Raw genomic sequence first — 20,062 nt, forward strand, 5'->3', positions numbered from 1 at the left:
GCGCATGCCCCGGCAATCCCCATAGGTTCTTAGACACCGGAACGGCGGCCTTCTCGAAGGCCCTGATTCCGTGTTGTACTTGCATATCCGTCGGACCGGCTCACCCCGGTCCCCCGAGACGCCGAGAGGAGGCGATTCCAGTGATCATCATCAACCGCAGCTCCACCGCCAAACTGACCGATCGCTCGGTCGTCTCCACGTGCATGCTCGGCGCCTCGGTCCTGGGCACCGGTCTGTCCGGCATTCGCGCCGACCGGCCGGCGTCCGCCTCTGTCTCGCCCGTGAGTCTTCTCGGCCGTGAGCGCAATGAGCGACCGACCAAGGCACTGGAAGCAGTAGAGGCACAGGCCCATGCCTATGCCTTCGCGGCGACCGGTGCCGGATTCCGCAAGCAGACGACGCAGCACCACCTGATGTGGGCCTTCCGTGGGCCAGAACCCTGGAGTGATCCAGCCTGATCTTCGATCAGGCCGGCGCCTTCAGGGCCGCGGAACCCCACCCGGGATCCGCGGCCCTTCTGTTTTCCCCGAACGGGGACGACGGAGCGAAGGGGCCTCGGGACAAGAAAAGAACCCGGTACCCAGCCGACACCCGGTCCCACAGGGCCGGACCGACCAGACGAGGAAGACGAACCGTGCAACTCGAAGCGCACGCCCCGTCCGTACCGCCTTCCGAAACGATCACCCCGCCCGGCCTCACGGAGGACTCCACCTTGACCCCGCTCACGGCGCTCACCGCGCTCGACGACGCCATCGAGAACCTCGGCGTGCCCGTCCCCTGCCGTTCCTACGACCCGGAGGTCTTCTTCGCCGAGACGCCGGCCGACGTCGAGTACGCCAAGTCCCTGTGCCGCACCTGCCCGCTGATGGAGGCCTGCCTCGCCGGCGCGAAGGAGCGGCGTGAGCCCTGGGGCGTCTGGGGTGGCGAGCTGTTCGTCCAGGGTGTCGTCGTCGCCCGCAAGCGGCCGCGTGGTCGCCCGCGCAAGAACCCGGTCACGGCATGAACACCGCAGGAACAATCGACCGTCCCCTCACGCAAGACCCCAAGAAGCAGGCCCCGATGAAGCCGTTCACCAGCGAGCCCGCAGGCTCCGCGACCGAAGACCTCCCGATCACCACCGGCGCGTACGACTCGCGTCAGAACAGGACACGCGAGATGCAACTCATCCCAGAAGCCCTGGCTCGTGCGCATATGCACGACCGCCTGCACGAGGTCGAGCGGGAGCGTCAGGCCGTGCGCCTGGTCGCCGCTCGCCGGATGCAGCGTCGGGCCGAGCGCGCCTCGATGCGCGCCCGCCGGGCGCTCGCCATGGCCGTGATGCAGTAACCGCACACACCTGAAGCGGTGGCCTCCCGAGAGGGAGGCGAAGCTCTCCCCGCGGGGCCGGTCCGTCCGAACGGACCGGCCCCGCGGTGCGCTGTGCGCCCCATCCGGAGCCGCGGCGTATCGTCCTGGGCATGGCGAGTCCGACCGAAGACGGCGACCGAGACGGTTCACCGGTGGAGCCCCTGCCCGTGGTGTGCGGCCGCTGCGGAGCCCTGGCCGCGGATCCGCCGCCGGTCACCTGGACGTGTTCCGTGGAGAACGGCGTCCGCCGTCACTTCTGCGAGACCTGCGCCCGGGAGAACCTCCGGGCGATCGAAGGACGGCTCGACTCCGACTGGTGGTGAGGTATCTCACAGGCGGGCAGGAGTCCCTGTCCGCGGCTCAGGCCTCCGCCACCGCGTCCTCTACCAAGGGGTCCTCCGCCTCCCGGGACGCCAGGTCTTCCGCGGCCTCCAGCTCCTCCTCCAAGAGGAACCCCGGCAGCCAGTCCTCCAGTTCGTCCCGCAGCCGTACCGTCGCGCCGAGCTGGCACAGCACGCCGATCGTGCTGAGGGTCACCCGGTGGATCAGCAGGTACGCCGGCGGCAGGTTGAGCTGTTTGCCCAGCTGGTGGGCGGGAGAGCGGGGGTCGGCTATCCGGGCCGCCTGACTGCGCATCCAGCCGCGGGTGAAGGTGAACTCCTCCGCGCGGGCCGGTTCGATGATCGGCAGGAGGTAGTCGAGGACCGCGTCGGGGTCGAGCTCGATGGTGTCCTTGACGAAGCCCTCCGCGCGGAGGAGTTCGTAGACCGCCTCCGCGTCGCCGTTCAGGGTCATGCGCAGGGACTCGCCGATCGGGTCCGGCAGGCCGCCCGTGAGCCGGTCCACCGTGCCGAAGTCCAGTACGCCCAACCGCCAGTCGTCCTCACCCTCCGGCCCGCCGGGCAGCAGACGGAAGTTGCCGGGGTGCGGGTCGGCGTGCAGCAGGCCGGTGCGCGCCGGGCCGGAGAAGAGAAAGCGCGACAGCAGCTGGCCGGCACGGTCACGCTGCTCCTGGGTGCCCTCGGAGATCACCTCGGACAGGGGAACGCCGTCGATCCACTCGGTGACCAGGATCTGGTCGCACTGATGGACCACCGCCGGCACCACGACGTCGGGATCGCCGGCGAACTCCTCCGCGTGGGCCTCCTGGGCCTGCGCCTCCAGACCGTAGTCCAGCTCCTCCGAGACCCGGTCGCGCAACTCGGCGATCAGCGGCTTCACATCCATGCCCGGGATGAGCGGGCCCAACAGGCGTGCGAAGCGGCTGAGTTGGTTCAGGTCGGACAGCAGGGCCTCGCCGGCCCCGGGGTACTGGACCTTGACCGCGACCTCCCGGCCGTCGTGCCACACCCCTCGGTGCACCTGGCCGATCGAGGCCGCCGCGGCGGGCTTGTCGTCGAACTCCAGGAACAGCCCGGCCCAGTCCTCGCCGAGGTGTTCCGTGAGCACGGCGTGCACGGTGCGGGTCGGCATCGGCGGCGCCGCGTCCTGGAGCTTGGTGAGGGCCGCGCGGTAAGGGCCGGCCACTTCCTCGGGCAGGGCCGACTCGAAGACGGACAGGGCCTGTCCGAACTTCATCGCACCGCCCTTCAGCTCGCCCAGCACCTTGAAGAGCTGCTCCGCGGTGCGCTGCTGCAGCTCGCGGCCGACGATCTCCGCGGACTCGCCCACGATCCGCTTGCCCAGACCCCAGGTGGCGCGCCCGGCGAAGCCGAGCGGAAGCGCGGCGAGCTTGGCGGTCCGGGTGACCGCCTTCCGGGGAAGATCAGACATGCGCCCTCCAAGTCCCAGCCAGCCGCGCGGTGTCCGTCGTACCGCGTAACTCCGTCGAATGCCGTTGCTCTCCCATTGTCGCGTGCGAACCCCCCTCCTCGGAGGTGTGTTCCCGCTTACCTTTCTCCGCGGCCCCGCATGGGCAGGCCCAGTGTGCCCACACCGGCCGGGAGTGCCACTGGAGCGCGGGTGCCGAGACCTCCCACCGAGCGCCCACGCTCGACGGGGCGCGGCCGTCGAGGAAGGCGAGCGCGTGGGCGGCGGCCAGCCCGGCCACCGTCGTGGCCAGCGTCACATCACAGGCGCGCGCCGTGCGCCGGTGACCGGAGTGCCACTGGGCGACCAGCCGCGGCCACGCCGGGTCCCGGTCGGTGCGCTCCTGGTGCAGACAGCCCGCGCAACCCGTCTCGCCCGGCAGGACGAGCGGGCCCACGACGCCCGTGCCCTCGACGACGCCGGCGTACAGATGCGGGGTGCCCGAGGCGATCAGCGACTCCGCCGCGGAGGGGGCGGGCGCGTGCACGGACACGTCGTCCCGCGGGGCGAGGATCACCAGGGAGAAGCCAGGGGTGTCCTCGGTGGGGGAGTTCCCGCTCCGCCGGGGCGGCCGGCCGGGGGCGGCCCGGCGCACGACGCGGCCGGCCGCCTCGTCCCGACGCTCGCCGACCGCCTCGGCGGGCAGCCCGCCGGGCGTGACGTCGCCCGGCTCCACCCTTCCGCCGTCACGCACGTCCACCGCGCCGACGCCCGCGCCCGACAGCAGCGCCGCCAGCGCCGCGCCCACCCGGCCCGCGCCGCGCACCTGCACCCGCATCCCGCGCCGGGCGGCCAGGTGCTCGACGGCGTCACCCGGCTGCGAGGTGACGAGGGACAGTGCGGCAAGATCGGGCCGCAGCCGGTCCATCACGTCCTTCCTCTCCCGCAGGGCGCAGGCCTGCGGCCCGCCGCCGTGTGCGTCGTCGAGCAGCCCCGCCCGGGCCAGCCGCTCGACCAGCCGGTCGACATGGCCGTCGGGCAGATCCATCCGGCGGCCCTCCTCCCGCAACAGGGGGAGCCCGCGGGTGCCGTCCAGCAGGTCGAGGAAGCTGCCCGTGGCCGTGTCCACCGGGCCGAGTGTCAGTGCGTGCGCCGGCGTCATGCCGAACTGCACCGTGTTGAGGTCGCGCCAGCCGCGCCGGAGCGCGGGTTTCACCGTCGGATGCATCGAAGGCCCCCGTATGCCTGGAAAACTCCCCGTCATGTCGACGGAGCGGGGCGTGGGGTGTCCTCGCTCCGCCGACGACTGCCAGCATGCCGGGCCCGCCTGAGCCCCGCCGAAAGTTGTCCACAGGCACGTGAATTCGTCGTATAAATGCGTCGTACGAGGCAAAAGCAGCAGGTCGGATCGGAACCCACCCGACCCGGAGTCGGGACTTCCCCCCTGGGCAACGGGTAACGTCGGGGCGTGCCCGCCGACCCCCTGCACCGCGCCGGACCACCACAGCGCAGCACGACGAGCCCGCCGCCGAGCGGCTCGGGGGCGAGCCCGATCGAGGTCCGCAGAAGCGCCCGGCGACGTCGGACGGTCTCCGCGTACCGCGAGGGCGATCGCACCATCGTGCTCATCCCTGCCCGGATGTCCGAGGCCGAGGAGCAACGCTGGGTGACGGTCATGCTCGACAAGCTCGCCGCGCAGGAGAGCCGGCGCGTGCCCGGCGACGCGGAGCTCGCCGAACGCGCCGAGCGCCTGTCGGCCCAGTGCTTCGGCGGCCGGGCCCGGCCCGCCTCGGTGCGCTGGGTGACCAACCAGAACACCCGCTGGGGCTCGTGCACACCGGCCGAGGGCAGCATCCGGCTGTCGCACCGCCTGAAGGGCATGCCCGAGTACGTCATCGACTACGTCCTCGCCCATGAGCTCGCGCATCTGCTCGTGCCGGGCCACGGCCCCGACTTCTGGCGGCTGCTGGAGGCCTACCCGCGCACCGAGCGCGCCCGGGGCTACCTCGAGGGCGTCGTCGCGGCGGAACGCCTGCCCCACCCGCCGGATACAAACGGGGAGTGACCTGCGGCGCGCGTGGGGTGAACCTCGCGGGCGTCCTGTGACGTCGCTTGTGTACCGGCTCTGTACCGACATCGTGCGTTGTCGGACTTTGCCGTTAGCCTGACGCGACGCACTCGCAATCCGGATGGGGGACGGTCGTTACGCATGCCCAGGGAATTCCAACGCGGCCACAAGGCCAGGATCAGTGACCTCACGGCGGGTACCGATCTGTACGTAGGCGTGCAGATCACCGCCCCCGGCCTGACCTTCGACATCAGCTGCTTCGGTCTCGACGCCGACGAGCGTCTCTCGGACGACCGGTACTTCGTCTTCTTCAACCAGCCCAAGTCCCCCGAGGAGTCCATCCAGCTCCTGGGCGCGCAGGCGGGCGACACGGAGTCCTTCCGCATCACCCTCGACCGGATCCCGCCGCAGATCCAGAAGCTGTCCTTCACGGCGACGCTGGACGGCGCCGGGCAGATGTCGCAGATCAACCCCGGCTACCTGCGCATCGTCGCGGGCGGTGAGGAGGTGGCCCGCTACGCGTTCAACGGCTCCGAGTTCACCAGCGAGCGGGCCGTGATGCTGGGCGACTTCTACCTCAAGGACGTATGGCGGTTCGCCGCCGTCGGCCAGGGCTTCGACGGCGGTCTGGAAGCGCTGCTGAAGAACTTCGGCGGAGAGGTCGCGGAGGAGGAGGCGCCCGCCGCGCCGCAGCAGCCGCAGACCGGCGCCGCTCCGAGTTTCGCCCCGCCCGCCTTCGGCGCGCCCCCCGCTCCGGCACCCGCGCCTCAGCAGCCGCAGCCCGCCGCGCAGGGCTTCGCGCCCCCGCCCGGCGCGACCCCGCCCCCGGCCCCGGCGCCCCCGGTGCACGCCGCGCCGACCATCGTCGCGCCCCTGGTCCCTCCCGGCGGCCACGTCCCGCCGCCCGCCCCCGCCCCGGCTCCCTATGGTCAGCCGCCGCAGCCCCAGCCGTACGGCCAGGGCCCCGCGCCGACCGCGCCGATGCCCCCCGGCTACGGACAGCAGCCCCCGGTCCCGCAGGCCCCTCAGGCTCCGCCCGGCTACGGACAGCCGACCCCGCCGCCCGGCTACGGTCAGCAGCCCCCCTTCGGGCAGGTCCCGGGCCAGCAGGCCTACGGCGTGCCGCAGGGCGCGCCCCAGGGCGGCGCCGGCGTGGCGTCGGCGCTCCAGCAGTTCAAGGAGACGCCCACCGGGCAGCGCTGGACCCAGCAGAACAGGAAGATGATCCGGGTCGACCTCGGCATCGGCGGCCAGCCCGTCCTCGCCCGCCAGGGCAGCATGGTCCTCTACCAGGGCAAGGTCGACTTCAGCTACAAGGGCGCCGGGTTCGCCGGCCGGATCGTCGGCAACGCCACCGGCCAGGAGATGCAGCTGATGCGCTGCACCGGCCAGGGACAGGTGTTCCTCGCCGAGAACTCCACCCATGTGCACCCCATCGAGCTCCAGGGCGACGCGATCTGCGTCTCCGCCGAGAACGTCCTCGCCTTCGACGAGAGCCTCCAGTACGAGGTCCGTCGCATCGAGGGGCACGGCATCCCCGGCGGCGCGCTGTTCACCATGCAGTTCCAGGGCGCCGGCACGATCGTCGTGAAGACGCACGGCACCCCCGTGGTCCTGCCGGTGACGCCCACCACGTTCGCCGACTGCAACGCCGTAGTCGCCTGGTCGGCGGCCTCCCAGGTGGTCGTCTCCAGCCAGGTGCGGATGCGCCGCAACGCCTACCCGGGCGACACCGGAGAGAGCGTCAACCTCCAGTTCCGGGGCGCTCCCGGCAACTTCATCGTCGTCCAGCCGTACGAGGTCTGAGGGAGCCCGTCATGAACCAGCCGCTCGCGGGCTACGCGCCCGCACCCGTCACCGCCCGCATGGAGAACCACGGCAACCACATGCTGAAGGTCGCCATGCAGACCGGTAACGACCTCTTCGCGCGCGTGGGCTCGATGGTCGCCTACGAGGGTTTCGTCCAGTACGAGCCCAACCCGCCGGCCGTACGCCAGATCGCCCGCGACTGGATGACCGGCGAGGGCGCGCCCCTCATGAAGTGCACCGGCGACGGTCTGCTCTACCTCGCCGACTACGGGGCGAACGTCGTCGTCATCAACCTCAACGGCGACGGCATCTCCGTCAACGCCACCAACCTGCTCGCCTTCGACGCGCACCTGACCTGGGGCGTCGAGCGCGTCAAGGGTCTCGCGAAGTTCGCCGGCCAGGGGCTGTGGAACACCAAGATCTCCGGACAGGGCTGGGTCGCGCTGACCTCCCGGGGCAAGCCGATCGTCGTCGACTGCGGCGGCGGCGAGGACGAGACGTACGTCGACCCCGACGCGCTCGTCGCCTGGTCCCCGAACCTCAAGGTGAAGGGCAAGCGCAGCTTCAAGGCGCAGTCGCTCATCGGCCGGGGCAGCGGCGAGGCCTACCAGATGGCCTTCTCCGGCCAGGGCATCGTCGTCGTCCAGCCCAGCGAGGACAGCACCGACCGCCTCCGGGTACGGGGCTGAGGGGGAGCCGGAAACACCATGCAGAGCTCACTTTTCGCACACAACGACTCGCAGACCCAGGACCGCTGGAGTCTGCAGAACAAGCAGATGCTCCGGGTCACCCTGGAGGGCCACGACGACATCCTCGCCCGCAAGGGGACGATGGTCGCCTACCAGGGCCTCATGGAGTTCGACGCCGAGTACCAGAGCAACCAGCAGGGACGCGCGCGTGCCCAGACGGGCGAGGGCCTCAGCCTGATGCGCTGCCACGGCCAGGGCACCGTGTACCTCGCCAACCTCGCCCAGCACATCCACGTGATGGACGTGGAGCAGGACGGGCTGACCGTGGACAGCAGCTATGTGCTGGCCATGGACTCCTCGCTGCACCACGAAGTCATCGCCGTCGACAGCCTCTACGGCATCTCCGGCTCGGGGAAGTACCAGCTCAACATCACCGGCCGCGGCAAGGTCGCCCTGATGACCTCGGGCGCGCCGCTGATGATGCAGGTCACCCCGGACAAGTACGTCAACTGCGACGCCGACGCCATCGTGGCCTGGTCCACCGGACTGCGGGTGCAGATGCAGGCGCAGACGCACTCCTCCGGGGTCTGGCGGCGGCGCGGCAACACCGGTGAGGGCTGGGAGCTCAGCTTCATGGGCGCCGGCTACGCGCTGGTCCAGCCCAGCGAGCTGCTGCCGCCGCAGAACGCCCAGTTCGGGTCGGGTATCGCCGCGCAGTACGGCATGGGCCAGCAGGGGGCGCGGGGACAGAACCAGGGCAACGTCTGGAGCTGACCCGACCGCCGCACGCAGAGGTAAGGGGCGATCACCCGGGGGTCGCCCCTTACCCGTCCCGTCACAGTCGCGCGCGGGCCGCCTCCAGCAGACGCACGACCGACGCGTCGGCCACGCTCCCCACCTCGTCGTAGGCGAACCAGCGCAGGTCCAGGGACTCGCCGCTGATGCTCTCCACCGCCCCGGCCGGGGCGAGCGCCGCGTACTGGACGTCGTAGTGCCAGGCGCAGGGCGTGTGATGCCGGTCCAGGCGCACCGGACCGCCGGGCAGCAGGCTCAGCCCCGGCACGCCCGACTCCTCCGTCCCCTCCCGCAGCGCCGCGCCCGCGAGCGTCGCGTCGACCGGCTCGCAGTGACCGCCCGTCTGCAGCCACATCCGCAGCTTCCTGTGCAGCGTGAGCAGCACCCGGCCACGCTCCGGGTCGATCACCAGCGCACTCGCCGTGATGTGCCCGTCCGCGCAGGACTTCCACACGCCGTCGGGATGGGCCGCCAGATGGTCCAGATACATCCGGCACAGCTCTTCCTGCTCCTCGTACCCCTTCAGGACGAGGACCGCGTCGTCGTGCAGGCTCACTTGGCGTCGTCGCCCCTGGAGTCGTCCCCGTCGTCCGCGGCGTCGTCCTTCTTCAGGTTCGGCCCGTCGCCGAGGCCGCCGCTGGCCGCCTCGCCGAGCATCTTGTCCAGCTCCGAGAAGTCCATCTGCTCGCGGTGCACGAAGCCGTCCGGGTCGTCCAGGTCGGAGGCCGTGGGCAGCATGTCCGGGTGGGCCCACAGGGCGTCCCGGCCGTCGACCCCGCGCGCGTCCGTCAGCGAGGCCCACAGGCGGGAGGCGTCGCGCAGACGGCGCGGGCGCAGCTCCAGGCCGATCAGCGTCGCGAACGTCTGCTCGGCCGGACCGCCCGTGGCCCGGCGGCGGCGCAGGGTCTCACGCAGCGCGTCGGCGGACGACAGGCGCGGCTTCGCAGCGGCGTGCACCACGGCGTCCACCCAGCCCTCGACGAGCGCCAGAGCCGTCTCCAGACGGGCCAGGGCCGCCTTCTGCGCCGGGGTGTCCTCCGGCTGGAACATGCCCTGCTGGAGCGCTTCCTGCAGCTGCTCGGGATTGTTCGGGTCGAACTGCCCGACCACGTCCTCCAGCTTGGCGGTGTCGACCTTGATCCCCCGCGCGTACCCCTCGACCGCGCCGAACAGATGCGAGCGCAGCCACGGCACATGGGCGAAGAGGCGCTGGTGGGCGGCCTCGCGCAGCGCCAGGTAGAGCCGCACCTCGTCCTTGCCGACGCCCAGGTCCTTGCCGAAGGCCTCGATGTTCACCGGCAGCAGCGCGGCGCGCCCGGCCGGACCGAGCGGCAGACCGATGTCGCTCGAGCCGACGACCTCTCCCGCGAGCACGCCCACGGCCTGGCCGATCTGCGAGCCGAACATCGCGCCGCCCATGGAGCGCATCATGCCGATCAGCGGGCCTGCCATGGCCTGCATCTCCTCCGGCAGGACGTCGCCCATGGCCGCGCCGACGCGCTCGGCGACCGGGTCCACGAGCTCCTTCCACGCGGGCAGGGTCGCCTCGACCCACTCCGCGCGGGACCACGCCACGGCTGAGGCGGCGCCCGACGGCAGCGATGTGGCGTCGTCGAGCCACAGGTCGGCCAGGCGGACGGCCTCCTGCACGGCGGTGCGCTCGGACGGACCGACGCTGGAGTCCTTGACGCCGTCGGAGGTGCCCTGGGCGACCGTCTGGCGGGCGATCTGCTTGGCCATGTCCCAGTTCACCGGGCCGCCCTCGTACGAGAGCATCTGACCGAGCTGCTGGAACGCGGCCCCCAGGTCGTTGGGGTTCAGCGAACCGAACATCGCGGCGAGCGGGTTGTCCGCGCCGGGGGCGCCGAAGCCGCCTGCGCCGGGCAGCCCGCCGAAGCCGAACGGGTTGGCCTGTCCCTGACCACCGCCGCTCTGCGAGTCCTTCTTCTTGCCCTCGTCGCCGTCTTCCGGCTCCTCCGGCGGAAGGCCGAATCCGAATGGGGTGTCACTCACGGGGTTCCTCGGCTGGTAAGGCCACCGGTTTGCGGCCGGCGGCGACTGCCCTGCAACACCACCCAGCGTAGACACCCCGGCTCGATCGGGCCTCGGTGCTTCGCCGACTCCTGCGCTGCGGCAGGATGGATGCCACCTGGTACGTACGCGTCACTCGCGCCCGTATGCCATGACAACCGCTGGAGACACCTGGTGAGTTCCCCAGATCCGCAGGTTCGCGCAGCGCGAAACCCTTCGCCCCGGGCCGGGGCCCGCGGGCCCGTCGTCGCCGTGACCGGCGCGGCGACCGGGGTGGGCGCGCTGCTCACGGAGCGGCTCGCCGCGTCGGAGGAGATCAAGCAGGTCGTCGCCGTCGACGAGCGGCGAGGCGAGTGCGACGCGGCGCAATGGCACATCCTCGACGTCCGCGACCCGGCGATCGCCGACAAGCTGCGGGGCGCGGACGTCGTGGTCCACCTCGCGCTCGACCTCGACCTGGGGAGTGACGCCGCCGCCCGGACGGCCTACAACGTGCGCGGAACGCAGACCGTCCTGACGGCCGCCGCGGCGGCCGGGGTGCGCCGCGTCGTGCTGTGCACCTCCGCGATGGTCTACGGAGCGCTGGAGGACAACGAGCTGCCGCTCTCGGAGGACGCCGAGCTGCGGGCGACGGCGGAGGCGACCGGCGTCGGAGACCTCCTGGAGATCGAACGGCTCGCGCGCCGCGCACCCCGGGCGCATCCCGGTCTGAACGTCACCGTGGTGCGGCCCGCGACCCTGGTCGGCGGCACGGACACGGCGCTGACCAGGTACTTCGAGTCGCCGCGACTGCTGGTCGTCGCCGGGTCGCGGCCGGCCTGGCAGTTCTGCCACGTCGAGGACCTGGTGAGCGCCCTGGAGTACGCCGTCCTCGAGAAGGTCGACGGGGAACTCGCCGTCGGGTGCGACGGGTGGCTGGAGCAGGAGGAGGTCGAGGAGCTCAGCGGCATCCGGCGCATGGAGCTGCCGTCGGCGGTCGCCCTGGGCGCTGCCGCGCGGCTGCACCGGATCGGGCTGACGCCGTCCCCGGCGGGCGACCTGGCGTACACGATGTACCCCTGGGTGGTGAGCGGAAGCCGTCTGCACGACGCGGGGTGGCGGCCGGGCTGGACCAACGAGGAGGTCCTGGCGGAGCTGCTGGAGGAGGTGGCCGGCCGGCACACCGTCGTCGGACGGCGGCTCGGGCGCAAGGACGCGACGGCCGCGGGCGCGGCGGGGGCGACGGTCGCCCTGCTGGGTGCGGCTGCCGTGGTGAGACGGGCCCGCAGGGCCCGGCGGCGCTGAGCGCGGGGGCGCCGCGGACTGCTCCGCCGCGGGCCCCCTTGGAGGTCGCTCCAAAGCGCCACGCGCGCGTACCGGGCGATCACGCTATTTCGTCGGCTTCCCGCGGTGCGGCACGATGGTGGGTATGGCAGCAAACGACGAGCACCCCGGCGAGCGGGCGGCGCAGGATCCCATCAAGCTGATCGCCGTCCGCGACACCGCGCTCTCCCTGGACGAGGTGTTCAAGGCGGTCGGGGACGACGCCGCCGGCGGGACGGCGCTCTTCGTGGGCACCGTGCGCAACCACGACGCGGGCGCCGACGTCGACGCGCTCGGATACTCCTGCCACCCGAGCGCCGAGGCGGAGATGCGGCGGATCGCGGAGAAGATCGCCGCCGAGTACCCGGTGCGGGCGCTGGCGGCCGTCCACCGCGTGGGGGAGCTGGCCGTGGGCGATCTGGCAGTCGTCGTCGCCGTGTCCTGTCCGCACCGCGGGGAGGCCTTCGAGGCGTGCCGGAAGCTGATCGACGACCTCAAGCACGAGGTGCCCATCTGGAAGCACCAGAGGTTCTCCGACGGCACCGAGGAGTGGGTGGGCGCCTGCTGAACCACCGGCCGCCTTGCCGACCCATCGGCCGCCCTCCCGTCTCACCAGTCACCCGTTTCGACCGACCGGCCGCCCTTTGATCGACCGGCCGCTCGTCCTGATCCATCGGGCACCACCCGTCCGGTTGCGTAACCGGCCCCCTGCCGTGAGCGTTGTCACTGCGGATGGTTAATCTGCTGATCAGTCAGTTGTGGTTGCTCACTGGGGTTGGGAGGTCGGCATGGCGGCGCTCGCCTGGTTGCTGATTCCGCTTGTCGCCGCGATCGGTGCGGGGCTGTGGGGGAGTTGGGCCAACCGGACCCGCAAGGCCCGCGGTGACGGCCCTGAGCTGGACGGATACGCCCGATTCCGGGCCGCCATGGAGAAGCCGCACTCCCGCGCGTGACCCGGGTGGCAGCCCTGACCGTGCGCTGACAGAGGCGTCCCGTACTGTCGAGTCATGCCACGCCGCACCGCGACGATGCTCGCCTCCACCCTGATGCTCATCGCACTGCTGTGCGCGGGAGTGCTCATCCCCGTGCCGTACTCGGAGATGTCCCCGGGGCCGACGGTGAACACGCTCGGCGATCACGACGGCGAGCCGGTGCTGCAGATCTCCGGACGCAAGACCTACGCGACCACCGGTCACCTGAACATGACCACAGTGCGGGTGACCAGCGCCGACTACCGGATGAACCTGGTCGAGGCCGTCTACGGATGGCTCGCGCACGACAACAAGGTCGTCCCGCACGACACGCTGTACCCGGACGGCAAGACCGAGGAGCAGTCCACCCAGGAGAACGCCGAGGAGTTCAGCCAGTCCCAGGAGAGCGCCAAGGTCGCCGCCCTGAAGGAGCTGAACGTCCCGGTGACGTCCTGGGTGATCGTCTCGACCGTGGTGAAGGGGTCCCCGGCGGAGGGCAGGCTGCACGCCGGAGACGTGATCAAGGCCGTGGACGGCGCCGCGGTGAAGGAGCCGGGTGACGTCGCGAAGCTGGTGACCGAGCACAAGGCCGGCGAGAAGGTCGTCTTCACGATCGTCCCGGCGAAGGAGCAGGCGGCCGCCGAGAAGGCGCACAGGACCGCGACCGCCACGCAGAAGGTCTCGATCACCACCGCGGCCTCCGACGACAGCGGCGCGAAGCGCGCCATCGTCGGGATCTCGGCCGGGACCGACCACACCTTCCCCTTCACCGTCGACATCAAGCTCGCCGACGTCGGCGGTCCCAGCGCCGGCCTGATGTTCGCGCTCGGCATCTACGACAAGCTCACCCCGGGCAGTCTCACCGGCGGCAGGTTCGTGGCCGGCACCGGGACCATCGACGACGACGGCAAGGTCGGCCCGATCGGCGGCATCGAGATGAAGACCGTCGGCGCGCGCAGCAAGGGCGCCCAGTTCTTCCTGACGCCCGCCGACAACTGCAAGGCGGCCGCCAAGGACACCCCGTCGGGGCTCACGCTCGTCAAGGTCGACACCATCGACGACGCCCTCGCCGCCCTCAAGGACATCCGCAGCGGCGACACCGCGGCCCTGCCGAAGTGCACGAAGTAGCCGCCGGGGCCTGATCCGGACGACAGGCCCCGGGCCCCGCCGGGGGCCGCGAGGCGGCAGACCCCCGGCCGCCCGCCGGGGCCGGCGGAGGCGCTGCTACTCCGCGAACGTCGCCGACAGCGCCTCCGCCAGACCCGGCACGAGCCCGGCGCCCGTGAGGACCTCCGTCGGGGCGTCCTTCTCGCGCAGCCGCAGCGCAGAGTCCCGGGTGCCGTCGCGCAGCACGCCGACCGTCATCCGGACCTCGTGGCGGTCGGGGTGCTCGGCCACCCACTTCGCGAGCTTGGCGTCGCTGAGGCCCTGCGGGACCTGGGACTCGGCGGACGGCGGCAGCATCAGGCGCTCGACGGTGAGGGCGCAGCCGACCACCGCGTCCGGCCAGGCGATCGTGGCGAGGAACTCGTCGAGCGGCTTGTCCGTTGGCACTTCGTCCTGCTCGATCGGGGTGAGACCGGTGGTCTCGGGCTCGTCCTGAAGGCCGAGCTGGGTCGCGAGCGACGGTTCCTGGGCTCGCAGCCGAGCGGTGTCTACGAGGGCGAAAAGGCGGGCGGGCTGGTCCCAGCCGAGGCCGGAGGCGTACTCGTCGATCTCGAGTACGGCCCGGGTGAGCGGGCTCGCCGCCATGGGAGTGTTGGACATGGTCACAATCCTCTCTCGTTCCTGGGCGGAATCGGGAACCGAGTAAACGGTGAGTAAGTTGCATAGGTGTGGGCCCGCGATCACGGGGGGCCACGAACGGTCCACGAACACGCGGGCCTGACGGATCAACTGCGACATTCGAGGTGCGCACCTTGGCTTTCCAGATGCCGGACCGCGGCGGAGGCCCCACGGGGCCGCGGATCAGAGTGGGCCGCCCGTCCCGGCGCGTCCGGACCCTGCTGACGACACTGGGCGTCCTAGCCGTACTCGGCATGGCGTTCACGATGTTCGCCGGGTTCTGGACGGACTGGCTCTGGTACCGCTCGGTGAACTACTCGTCCGTGTTCACGACCATGCTCTGGACCAAGATCGGGCTGTTCTTCGTCTTCGGCCTGCTGATGGCCCTCGCGGTCGGCTTCAACATCTGGCTGGCCCACCGGCTGCGGCCGCCGCTGAGCGCGATGTCGGTGGAGCAGCAGAGTCTCGACCGCTACCGCATGGGCATCGCGCCGTACAAGACGTGGCTGCTGCTCGGCATCACCGCCCTGGTCGGCCTGGTCGCCGGAGCCTCGGCGGCGGGACAGTGGCGCACCTGGCTGATGTGGGTCAACGGCGTGCCCTTCGGGCAGAAGGACCCGCAGTTCCACCTCGACGTGTCGTTCTTCGCCTTCGACCTGCCCTGGTACCGGTTCCTGCTCGGCTTCGGCTTCGCCGCCACGATCCTCTCCCTGATCGCCGCCGCGCTCACCCACTACCTGTACGGCGGGCTGCGCGTCACCAGCCCCGGCGCGCGTGCCACCTCCGCGGCCACCGGGCACCTTTCGGTGCTGCTGGGCGTCTTCGTCGCGCTGAAGGCGGTGGCCTACTGGCTCGACCGGTACGGCCTGGCGGTGAAGTCCAGCGACTTCAAGGCCACGGACAACTGGACGGGCCTGCGGTACGTCGACGCCAACGCCTATCTGCCGGCCAAGACGATCCTGTTCTGCATCGCGGTCATCTGCGCCCTGCTGTTCTTCGCCACGCTGTGGCGGCGCACCTGGCAGCTGCCCGTGATCGGCTTCGGCCTGATGGTGCTCTCGGCGATCCTCATCGGCGGGCTGTACCCGGCGATCGTTCAGAAGTTCCAGGTCCAGCCCAACGAGCAGGCCAAGGAAGCCCCGTACGTCGCGAAGAACCTCAAGGCGACACGTGAGGCGTACGGCATCGACGGCACGCAGGTCACCGAGTACAAGGGCACGAGCGCCACCAAGGACAAGACGACGCTGCGCGACGACGTCGACGCGACCGCCAGCATCCGCGTCCTGGACCCGAACATCGTCTCCCCGACGTTCCAGCAGCTCCAGCAGATGCGTAAGTACTACGCGTTCCCGACCAACCTGGACGTGGACCGCTACAGCGTGAAGGGCGCCGACCAGGACACGGTGATCGGTCTGCGCGAGCTGAACCTCGCGGGCGTGGACAAGCAGAACTGGATCAACAACCACTTCCGCTACACCCACGGTTACGGGGTGGTCGCGGCGAACGGGACCACGTCCGACTCCGAGGGCCGGCCCCTGTTCACCGAGTCCAACCTGCCGTCCGAGGGCGAGCTCGGCACGTACGAGCAGCGCGTGTACTACGGCGAGAAGACCACCACGTACTCGATCGTCGGCGGTCCCCAGAAGGAGATCGACTACTCCGACGACGCGGGCGAGAAGACCACTAGCTACCAGGGAAAGAGCGGGGTCAACCTCTCCAACCCGGTCAACCGGGCCGCGTACGCGGTGGCGTTCGGTGAGCCGCAGATCCTCTACTCCGGGGCGATCGGCGAGGGTTCGCGGATTCTGTACAACCGCACGCCCAAGGAGCGCGTGGAGGCCGTCGCCCCCTGGCTGACCATCGACGGCGACGCCTACCCGGCCGTGGTCGACGGCCGCATCCAGTGGATCGTCGACGCGTACACGACGACGAACGGCTATCCGTACGCCTCCCGTACGACCCTCGGCGACACGACGGCCGACTCGCTGACGGCGACCAACGACAACCGCGCGGTGGTGGCCCAGCAGAATCAGGTCAACTACATCCGCAACTCGGTGAAGGCCACCGTCGACGCGTACAGCGGCGAGGTCAAGCTCTTCCAGTGGGACACCGAGGACCCGGTCCTGAAGACCTGGATGAAGGCGTTCCCCGGCACGGTGAAGGCCAAGTCGGCGATCTCGAAGTCGCTGATGGCGCATCTGCGGTACCCGCAGGACCTGTTCAAGGTCCAGCGCGAGCTGCTCACCCGCTACCACGTGAAGGACGCCACGACGTTCCTCAGCGGCAGCGAGGTGTGGCAGGTGCCGGACGACCCGTCCAACAAGTCGGGCGACGCGGTGCCGCCGTACTACCTGAGCATGAAGATGCCCGACCAGAAGGCGCAGGCGTTCTCGCTGACGACGACGCTGACGCCCAACGGTCGGGACAACCTCAGCGCGTTCATGGCGGTCGACTCCGAAGCGGGCACTCCCGACTACGGCAAGATCAGAATCCTGAAGCTGCCGACGAGCACGACCGTCGACGGTCCGAAACAGGTGCAGAGCCAGTTCAACTCCGAACAGGACATCGCCGAGTCCATCAGGCTCCTGAAGGGCGGCGACTCCGACATCGAGTACGGCAACCTGCTGACGGTGCCGCTCGACGGCGGACTGCTCTACGTGGAGCCGGTGTACGTGCGCGGCGGCGGGCTCAAGTACCCGCTGCTGAAGAAGGTGTTGGTGACCTACGGCGGCAACACCGCCTTCGAGGACACCCTTGACGAGGCCCTCAACAAGGTCTTCGGCGCGGAGGGCGCCACGCCGCCGCCGGCGGACGAGGGAGGCGGCGCCACTCCGCCGCCGACGTCGAGCAACCCGACCGTCCGGCAGGCGCTGGCCGACGCCCAGAAGGCCTTCACCGCCGGCCAGGAGGCTCTGAAGAAGCCTGACTGGGCCGCGTACGCCAAGGCGCAGAAGGACCTCGAGGACGCGCTGAAGCGGGCCGAGGAGGCGCAGGCGGCGGCCGACAAGGGCGTCAAGCCGAGCAGCAGCCCGAGCCCCACCGGTTCGGCGAGTCCGAGCGGCGGTTCGAGCGGCGGGACCGCCGGCAAACCCAGTCCCACACCGAGCCCCAGCAGCGGCTGATCATGCTCACCCCGCGTCGTGGTACGGTTGTGGAACACGACGCGGGGTGGAGCAGCTCGGTAGCTCGCTGGGCTCATAACCCAGAGGTCGCAGGTTCAAATCCTGTCCCCGCTACTGAAGACGAAGGCCCGGATCTGGAAACGGATCCGGGCCTTCGTGGTGTGCGAACGCATGTGCCGGAGAAACCGATGGCCGCGCCGCTGTGGGGAGTTGCGCCATCTGTGTTTGACTTGTCTCTCTGTGGGCAAGTCGACAAAACGCTGAAGTGACCTTACGGGCCGCGGTATACCAGGTGTACCCGGGTTGCGGGTGGTGCGACGATGGACGTTATGGGGGACAAGGCAACTCTGTTCGAGACAGGGCGGTTTGTGCAGACTTCCGACGAGGAAGCGACCCCGGACGAGAGCCGGGACGAGACGGCCGACGCCGTCGACACGGGGGAGGCCGTCGAGGAGATGCGCCTGCGGCTGGCGGCGGAAGCCGGCGACGCCGAGGCCATGAGCGTCCTCGGGGCCATGCTGCTGCGCCGCGGCGACCTGGACGGCGCGGAGCCCCACCTGCGCGCCGCCACCGCGGAGGGCGACCGCGCCGCCGCGAACAACCTGGGCGTGCTGCTCCACCAGCGGGGCTACCCCGACGAGGCCGCGGGCTGGTGGCGGGTCGCCGCGGTGGCCGGCTCCGCCGCTGCCGCCCACGCGCTGGGCCGCCACCGCCGCGAGTGCGGGGACGAGCCGGCCGCCGAGTACTGGCTGCGCCAGGCAGCCGAGCAGGGGCACACCCTGGGCGCGTACGCCCTCGCCGACCTGCTGGAGCACCGCGGGGACGCCGGGGCGGAGCAGTGGATGCGGGTCGCCGCCGAGCGAGGCCACCGCGAGGCGGCGTACCGGCTGGCCCGCGCCCTCGACCAGCACCGCAGCGCGCTTGAGGACGGCGCCCCGCAAGAGCGCGCACGCGACAACGGTGTCGACGGGCGGACCGAGGCCGAGCAGTGGTACCGGCAGGCCGCCGCGCGCGGACACCGCCGCGCCGCGCTGCACCTCGGGACGATCCTGGAGGGCCGGGGCGATCTGAAGGAGGCCGGGCGCTGGTACCTCACGTCGGCCAAGGACGGCGAGGCGCGGGCCGCCTGTGCGCTCGGGTTCCTGCTGCGCGACGCCGGCGACGCCGAGAACGCCGCCGTCTGGTGGCTACGGGCCGCCCAGGACGGCGACGGCAACGCGGCGAACGCGCTGGGCGCGCTGCACGCGGAGCGCGGGCAGACGCAGACCGCCGAACGCTGGTACCGGGCCGCGATGGACGCCGGGGACGACAACGGCGCCTACAACCTCGCCCTGCTCTGCGCCGAGCAGGGCCGCACCGCGCAGGCCGAGCAGTGGTACCGGCGCGCCGCCTACGCCGGGCACCGGGAGGCGGCCAACGCCCTCGCCGTCCTGCTGCTCCAGGTCGGCGACACCGCCGGGGCCGAGCCCTGGTTCTCCAAGGCGGCGGAGGCGGGCAGCGTCGACGCCGCGTTCAACCTGGGCATCCTGTTCGCCGGGCGCGGCGAGGAGGCGGTCGCGCTGCGCTGGTACGAGCGGGCTGCGGCCGCCGGGCACACCGAGGCGGCGCTGCAGGTCGGCATCGCGCGTCTGCGCGACGGGGACGAGCAGGAGGCCGAGCGGCATCTGCGCTGCGCGGCCGGCGGCGGGAACGCGGAGGCCGCGTACCGGCTGGCGGCCGTGCTCGACGCGCGCCGGCCGCCCCAGCCCGCGCACGAGCTCGGGGAGATCGTGCACGAGAAGACCGAGTGCGAGGAGTGGTACGAGCGCGCCGCGACCCAGGGGCACCGCCGGGCGCAGGTCCGCGTCGGGATGCTGGCCGCCGCGCGCGGTGACGTCGTCGAGGCCGCGCGCTGGTACCGGACGGCCGCGGAGGCCGGCTCGCGCAACGGCGCCTTCAACCTGGGGCTGCTGCTCGCGCGGGAGGGCAGCGAGCCCGAGGCGGCCGTGTGGTGGACGCGTGCTGCCGACGCCGGGCACGGACGGGCGGCGTTGCGGCTGGCCCTGGTCTACGCGCGTCGTGGCGAGCTGGCGGAGGGCAAGCGGTGGGCCGACCGGGCGGTGTCCCTCGGCCCGGCGGAGGTGTCCGAGCGGGCGGCCCGGCTGCGCGACGCGCTGCGGGAAGAGCTGTCGGCGTGACGCGCCGCCGCCCTCGCCGATCCCGTGGGCCTGGGCCCGCCCGACCGCGCGGACCTGGGCGTATAGGCGGCCGTCGTATTGATTTGCCTTCCTCGTCGCCCTTCACGTAACGTGGGGTTCACCGACGCGGGGTGGAGCAGCTCGGTAGCTCGCTGGGCTCATAACCCAGAGGTCGCAGGTTCAAATCCTGTCCCCGCTACTGAAGGCCGAGGGCCGG

Annotated in this window: 19 protein-coding genes and 2 tRNA genes; 16 read left to right on the forward strand and 5 right to left on the reverse strand. The window is 71.4% G+C overall.

The genetic code is table 11. The annotated features are described in order from the left end of the window. Window positions 1-140 precede the first annotated feature (140 nt). The 4 genes from ABT300_RS17115 (at window position 141) to ABT300_RS17130 (ending at window position 1,670) form a co-directional block, all read left to right on the forward strand. Window positions 141-458 (forward strand): hypothetical protein, encoded by a 318-nt coding sequence (locus ABT300_RS17115; RefSeq protein ID WP_351676103.1) that lies wholly within the window; start codon window positions 141-143, stop codon window positions 456-458. A 176-nt stretch (window positions 459-634) separates the two neighbouring features. Then, complete coding sequence (locus ABT300_RS17120; protein WP_351676105.1) at window positions 635-1,003, forward strand: WhiB family transcriptional regulator; 369 nt, start codon at window positions 635-637, stop codon at window positions 1,001-1,003. Continuing rightward, window positions 1,000-1,326, forward strand: coding sequence for a putative WhiB-interacting protein (locus ABT300_RS17125; protein ID WP_351676107.1), 327 nt, complete (start codon window positions 1,000-1,002; stop codon window positions 1,324-1,326). The genes ABT300_RS17120 and ABT300_RS17125 overlap by 4 nt, the downstream gene beginning before the upstream one ends. Window positions 1,327-1,457: 131 nt before the next feature. After that, the gene (locus tag ABT300_RS17130; protein ID WP_351676109.1) at window positions 1,458-1,670 is read left to right on the forward strand and encodes a hypothetical protein; all 213 of its coding nucleotides are present in this window, start codon (window positions 1,458-1,460) and stop codon (window positions 1,668-1,670) included. 37 nt (window positions 1,671-1,707) lie between these two features. Here the strand turns inward: ABT300_RS17130 and ABT300_RS17135 are convergent, their stop codons facing one another. Together ABT300_RS17135 and ABT300_RS17140 are read right to left on the reverse strand one after the other, a co-directional pair. Then, window positions 1,708-3,120, reverse strand: a complete 1,413-nt coding sequence (locus tag ABT300_RS17135; RefSeq protein ID WP_351676111.1) for an ABC1 kinase family protein — start codon at window positions 3,118-3,120, stop codon at window positions 1,708-1,710. Continuing rightward, window positions 3,113-4,324 (reverse strand): TOMM precursor leader peptide-binding protein, encoded by a 1,212-nt coding sequence (locus ABT300_RS17140; RefSeq protein ID WP_351676113.1) that lies wholly within the window; start codon window positions 4,322-4,324, stop codon window positions 3,113-3,115. The genes ABT300_RS17135 and ABT300_RS17140 overlap by 8 nt, the downstream gene beginning before the upstream one ends. Window positions 4,325-4,564: 240 nt before the next feature. Between ABT300_RS17140 and ABT300_RS17145 the strand changes: the two genes are divergently transcribed. From ABT300_RS17145 to ABT300_RS17160, 4 genes are all read left to right on the forward strand, one after another. Continuing rightward, entirely contained in the window at window positions 4,565-5,161 is a 597-nt protein-coding gene (locus tag ABT300_RS17145; RefSeq protein WP_351676115.1) for a M48 metallopeptidase family protein, read from the forward strand. Between the two features lie 144 nt (window positions 5,162-5,305). Beyond that, entirely contained in the window at window positions 5,306-6,970 is a 1,665-nt protein-coding gene (locus ABT300_RS17150; RefSeq protein WP_351676117.1) for a TerD family protein, read from the forward strand. 11 nt (window positions 6,971-6,981) lie between these two features. Continuing rightward, the gene (locus ABT300_RS17155) at window positions 6,982-7,662 is read left to right on the forward strand and encodes an AIM24 family protein (protein WP_079659796.1); all 681 of its coding nucleotides are present in this window, start codon (window positions 6,982-6,984) and stop codon (window positions 7,660-7,662) included. Window positions 7,663-7,680: 18 nt separating this feature from the next. Then, a complete protein-coding gene (locus ABT300_RS17160) occupies window positions 7,681-8,436 on the forward strand; it encodes an AIM24 family protein (protein ID WP_351676119.1) in 756 nt (251 codons plus the stop codon). 61 nt (window positions 8,437-8,497) lie between these two features. Here ABT300_RS17160 and ABT300_RS17165 read toward each other — a convergent pair whose 3' ends face one another. Both ABT300_RS17165 and ABT300_RS17170 read right to left on the reverse strand, forming a co-directional pair. Further along, entirely contained in the window at window positions 8,498-9,013 is a 516-nt protein-coding gene (locus ABT300_RS17165) for an NUDIX hydrolase (protein WP_351676121.1), read from the reverse strand. After that, window positions 9,010-10,470, reverse strand: a complete 1,461-nt coding sequence (locus tag ABT300_RS17170; RefSeq protein WP_351676123.1) for a zinc-dependent metalloprotease — start codon at window positions 10,468-10,470, stop codon at window positions 9,010-9,012. Before ABT300_RS17170 ends, ABT300_RS17165 begins: the two co-directional genes overlap by 4 nt. Before the next feature lie 192 nt (window positions 10,471-10,662). Between ABT300_RS17170 and ABT300_RS17175 the strand changes: the two genes are divergently transcribed. The 4 genes from ABT300_RS17175 to ABT300_RS17190 all read left to right on the forward strand — a co-directional run bounded on the left by ABT300_RS17175 (window position 10,663) and on the right by ABT300_RS17190 (window position 13,889). Further along, window positions 10,663-11,772, forward strand: coding sequence for an SDR family oxidoreductase (locus tag ABT300_RS17175; protein ID WP_351676126.1), 1,110 nt, complete (start codon window positions 10,663-10,665; stop codon window positions 11,770-11,772). Between the two features lie 124 nt (window positions 11,773-11,896). Beyond that, window positions 11,897-12,358 carry a molybdenum cofactor biosynthesis protein MoaE gene (locus ABT300_RS17180; protein WP_319278710.1) on the forward strand — a complete coding sequence of 154 codons (462 nt, stop codon included), beginning with the start codon at window positions 11,897-11,899 and terminating at the stop codon, window positions 12,356-12,358. 190 nt (window positions 12,359-12,548) lie between these two features. Continuing rightward, on the forward strand, window positions 12,549-12,743 hold the full coding sequence (locus ABT300_RS17185) for a hypothetical protein (protein WP_157876474.1): 195 nt from the start codon (window positions 12,549-12,551) through the stop codon (window positions 12,741-12,743). A 54-nt stretch (window positions 12,744-12,797) separates the two neighbouring features. Next, on the forward strand, window positions 12,798-13,889 hold the full coding sequence (locus ABT300_RS17190) for a YlbL family protein (protein ID WP_351676129.1): 1,092 nt from the start codon (window positions 12,798-12,800) through the stop codon (window positions 13,887-13,889). Between the two features lie 96 nt (window positions 13,890-13,985). On the opposite strand, the gene ABT300_RS17195 is transcribed toward ABT300_RS17190, so the two are convergent. Further along, entirely contained in the window at window positions 13,986-14,528 is a 543-nt protein-coding gene (locus ABT300_RS17195; protein WP_057584738.1) for a PPA1309 family protein, read from the reverse strand. Window positions 14,529-14,692: 164 nt separating this feature from the next. Here ABT300_RS17195 and ABT300_RS17200 point away from each other — a divergent pair, with 164 nt between their 5' ends. The 4 genes from ABT300_RS17200 (at window position 14,693) to ABT300_RS17215 (ending at window position 20,044) form a co-directional block, all read left to right on the forward strand. Then, a complete protein-coding gene (locus ABT300_RS17200; RefSeq protein WP_351676137.1) occupies window positions 14,693-17,668 on the forward strand; it encodes a UPF0182 family membrane protein in 2,976 nt (991 codons plus the stop codon). 40 nt (window positions 17,669-17,708) lie between these two features. Continuing rightward, window positions 17,709-17,782, forward strand: a tRNA-Met gene (locus tag ABT300_RS17205). A 206-nt stretch (window positions 17,783-17,988) separates the two neighbouring features. Continuing rightward, window positions 17,989-19,845: a sel1 repeat family protein gene (locus tag ABT300_RS17210; RefSeq protein ID WP_351676134.1), complete on the forward strand. Its 1,857-nt coding sequence runs from the start codon at window positions 17,989-17,991 to the stop codon at window positions 19,843-19,845. A gap of 125 nt (window positions 19,846-19,970) precedes the next feature. Further along, window positions 19,971-20,044 (forward strand) — tRNA-Met (locus ABT300_RS17215). Window positions 20,045-20,062 lie beyond the last annotated feature (18 nt).

The sequence above is a fragment of the Streptomyces sp. NPDC001027 genome, from assembly GCF_040299045.1.
Taxonomy (GTDB): Bacteria; Actinomycetota; Actinomycetes; order Streptomycetales; family Streptomycetaceae; genus Streptomyces.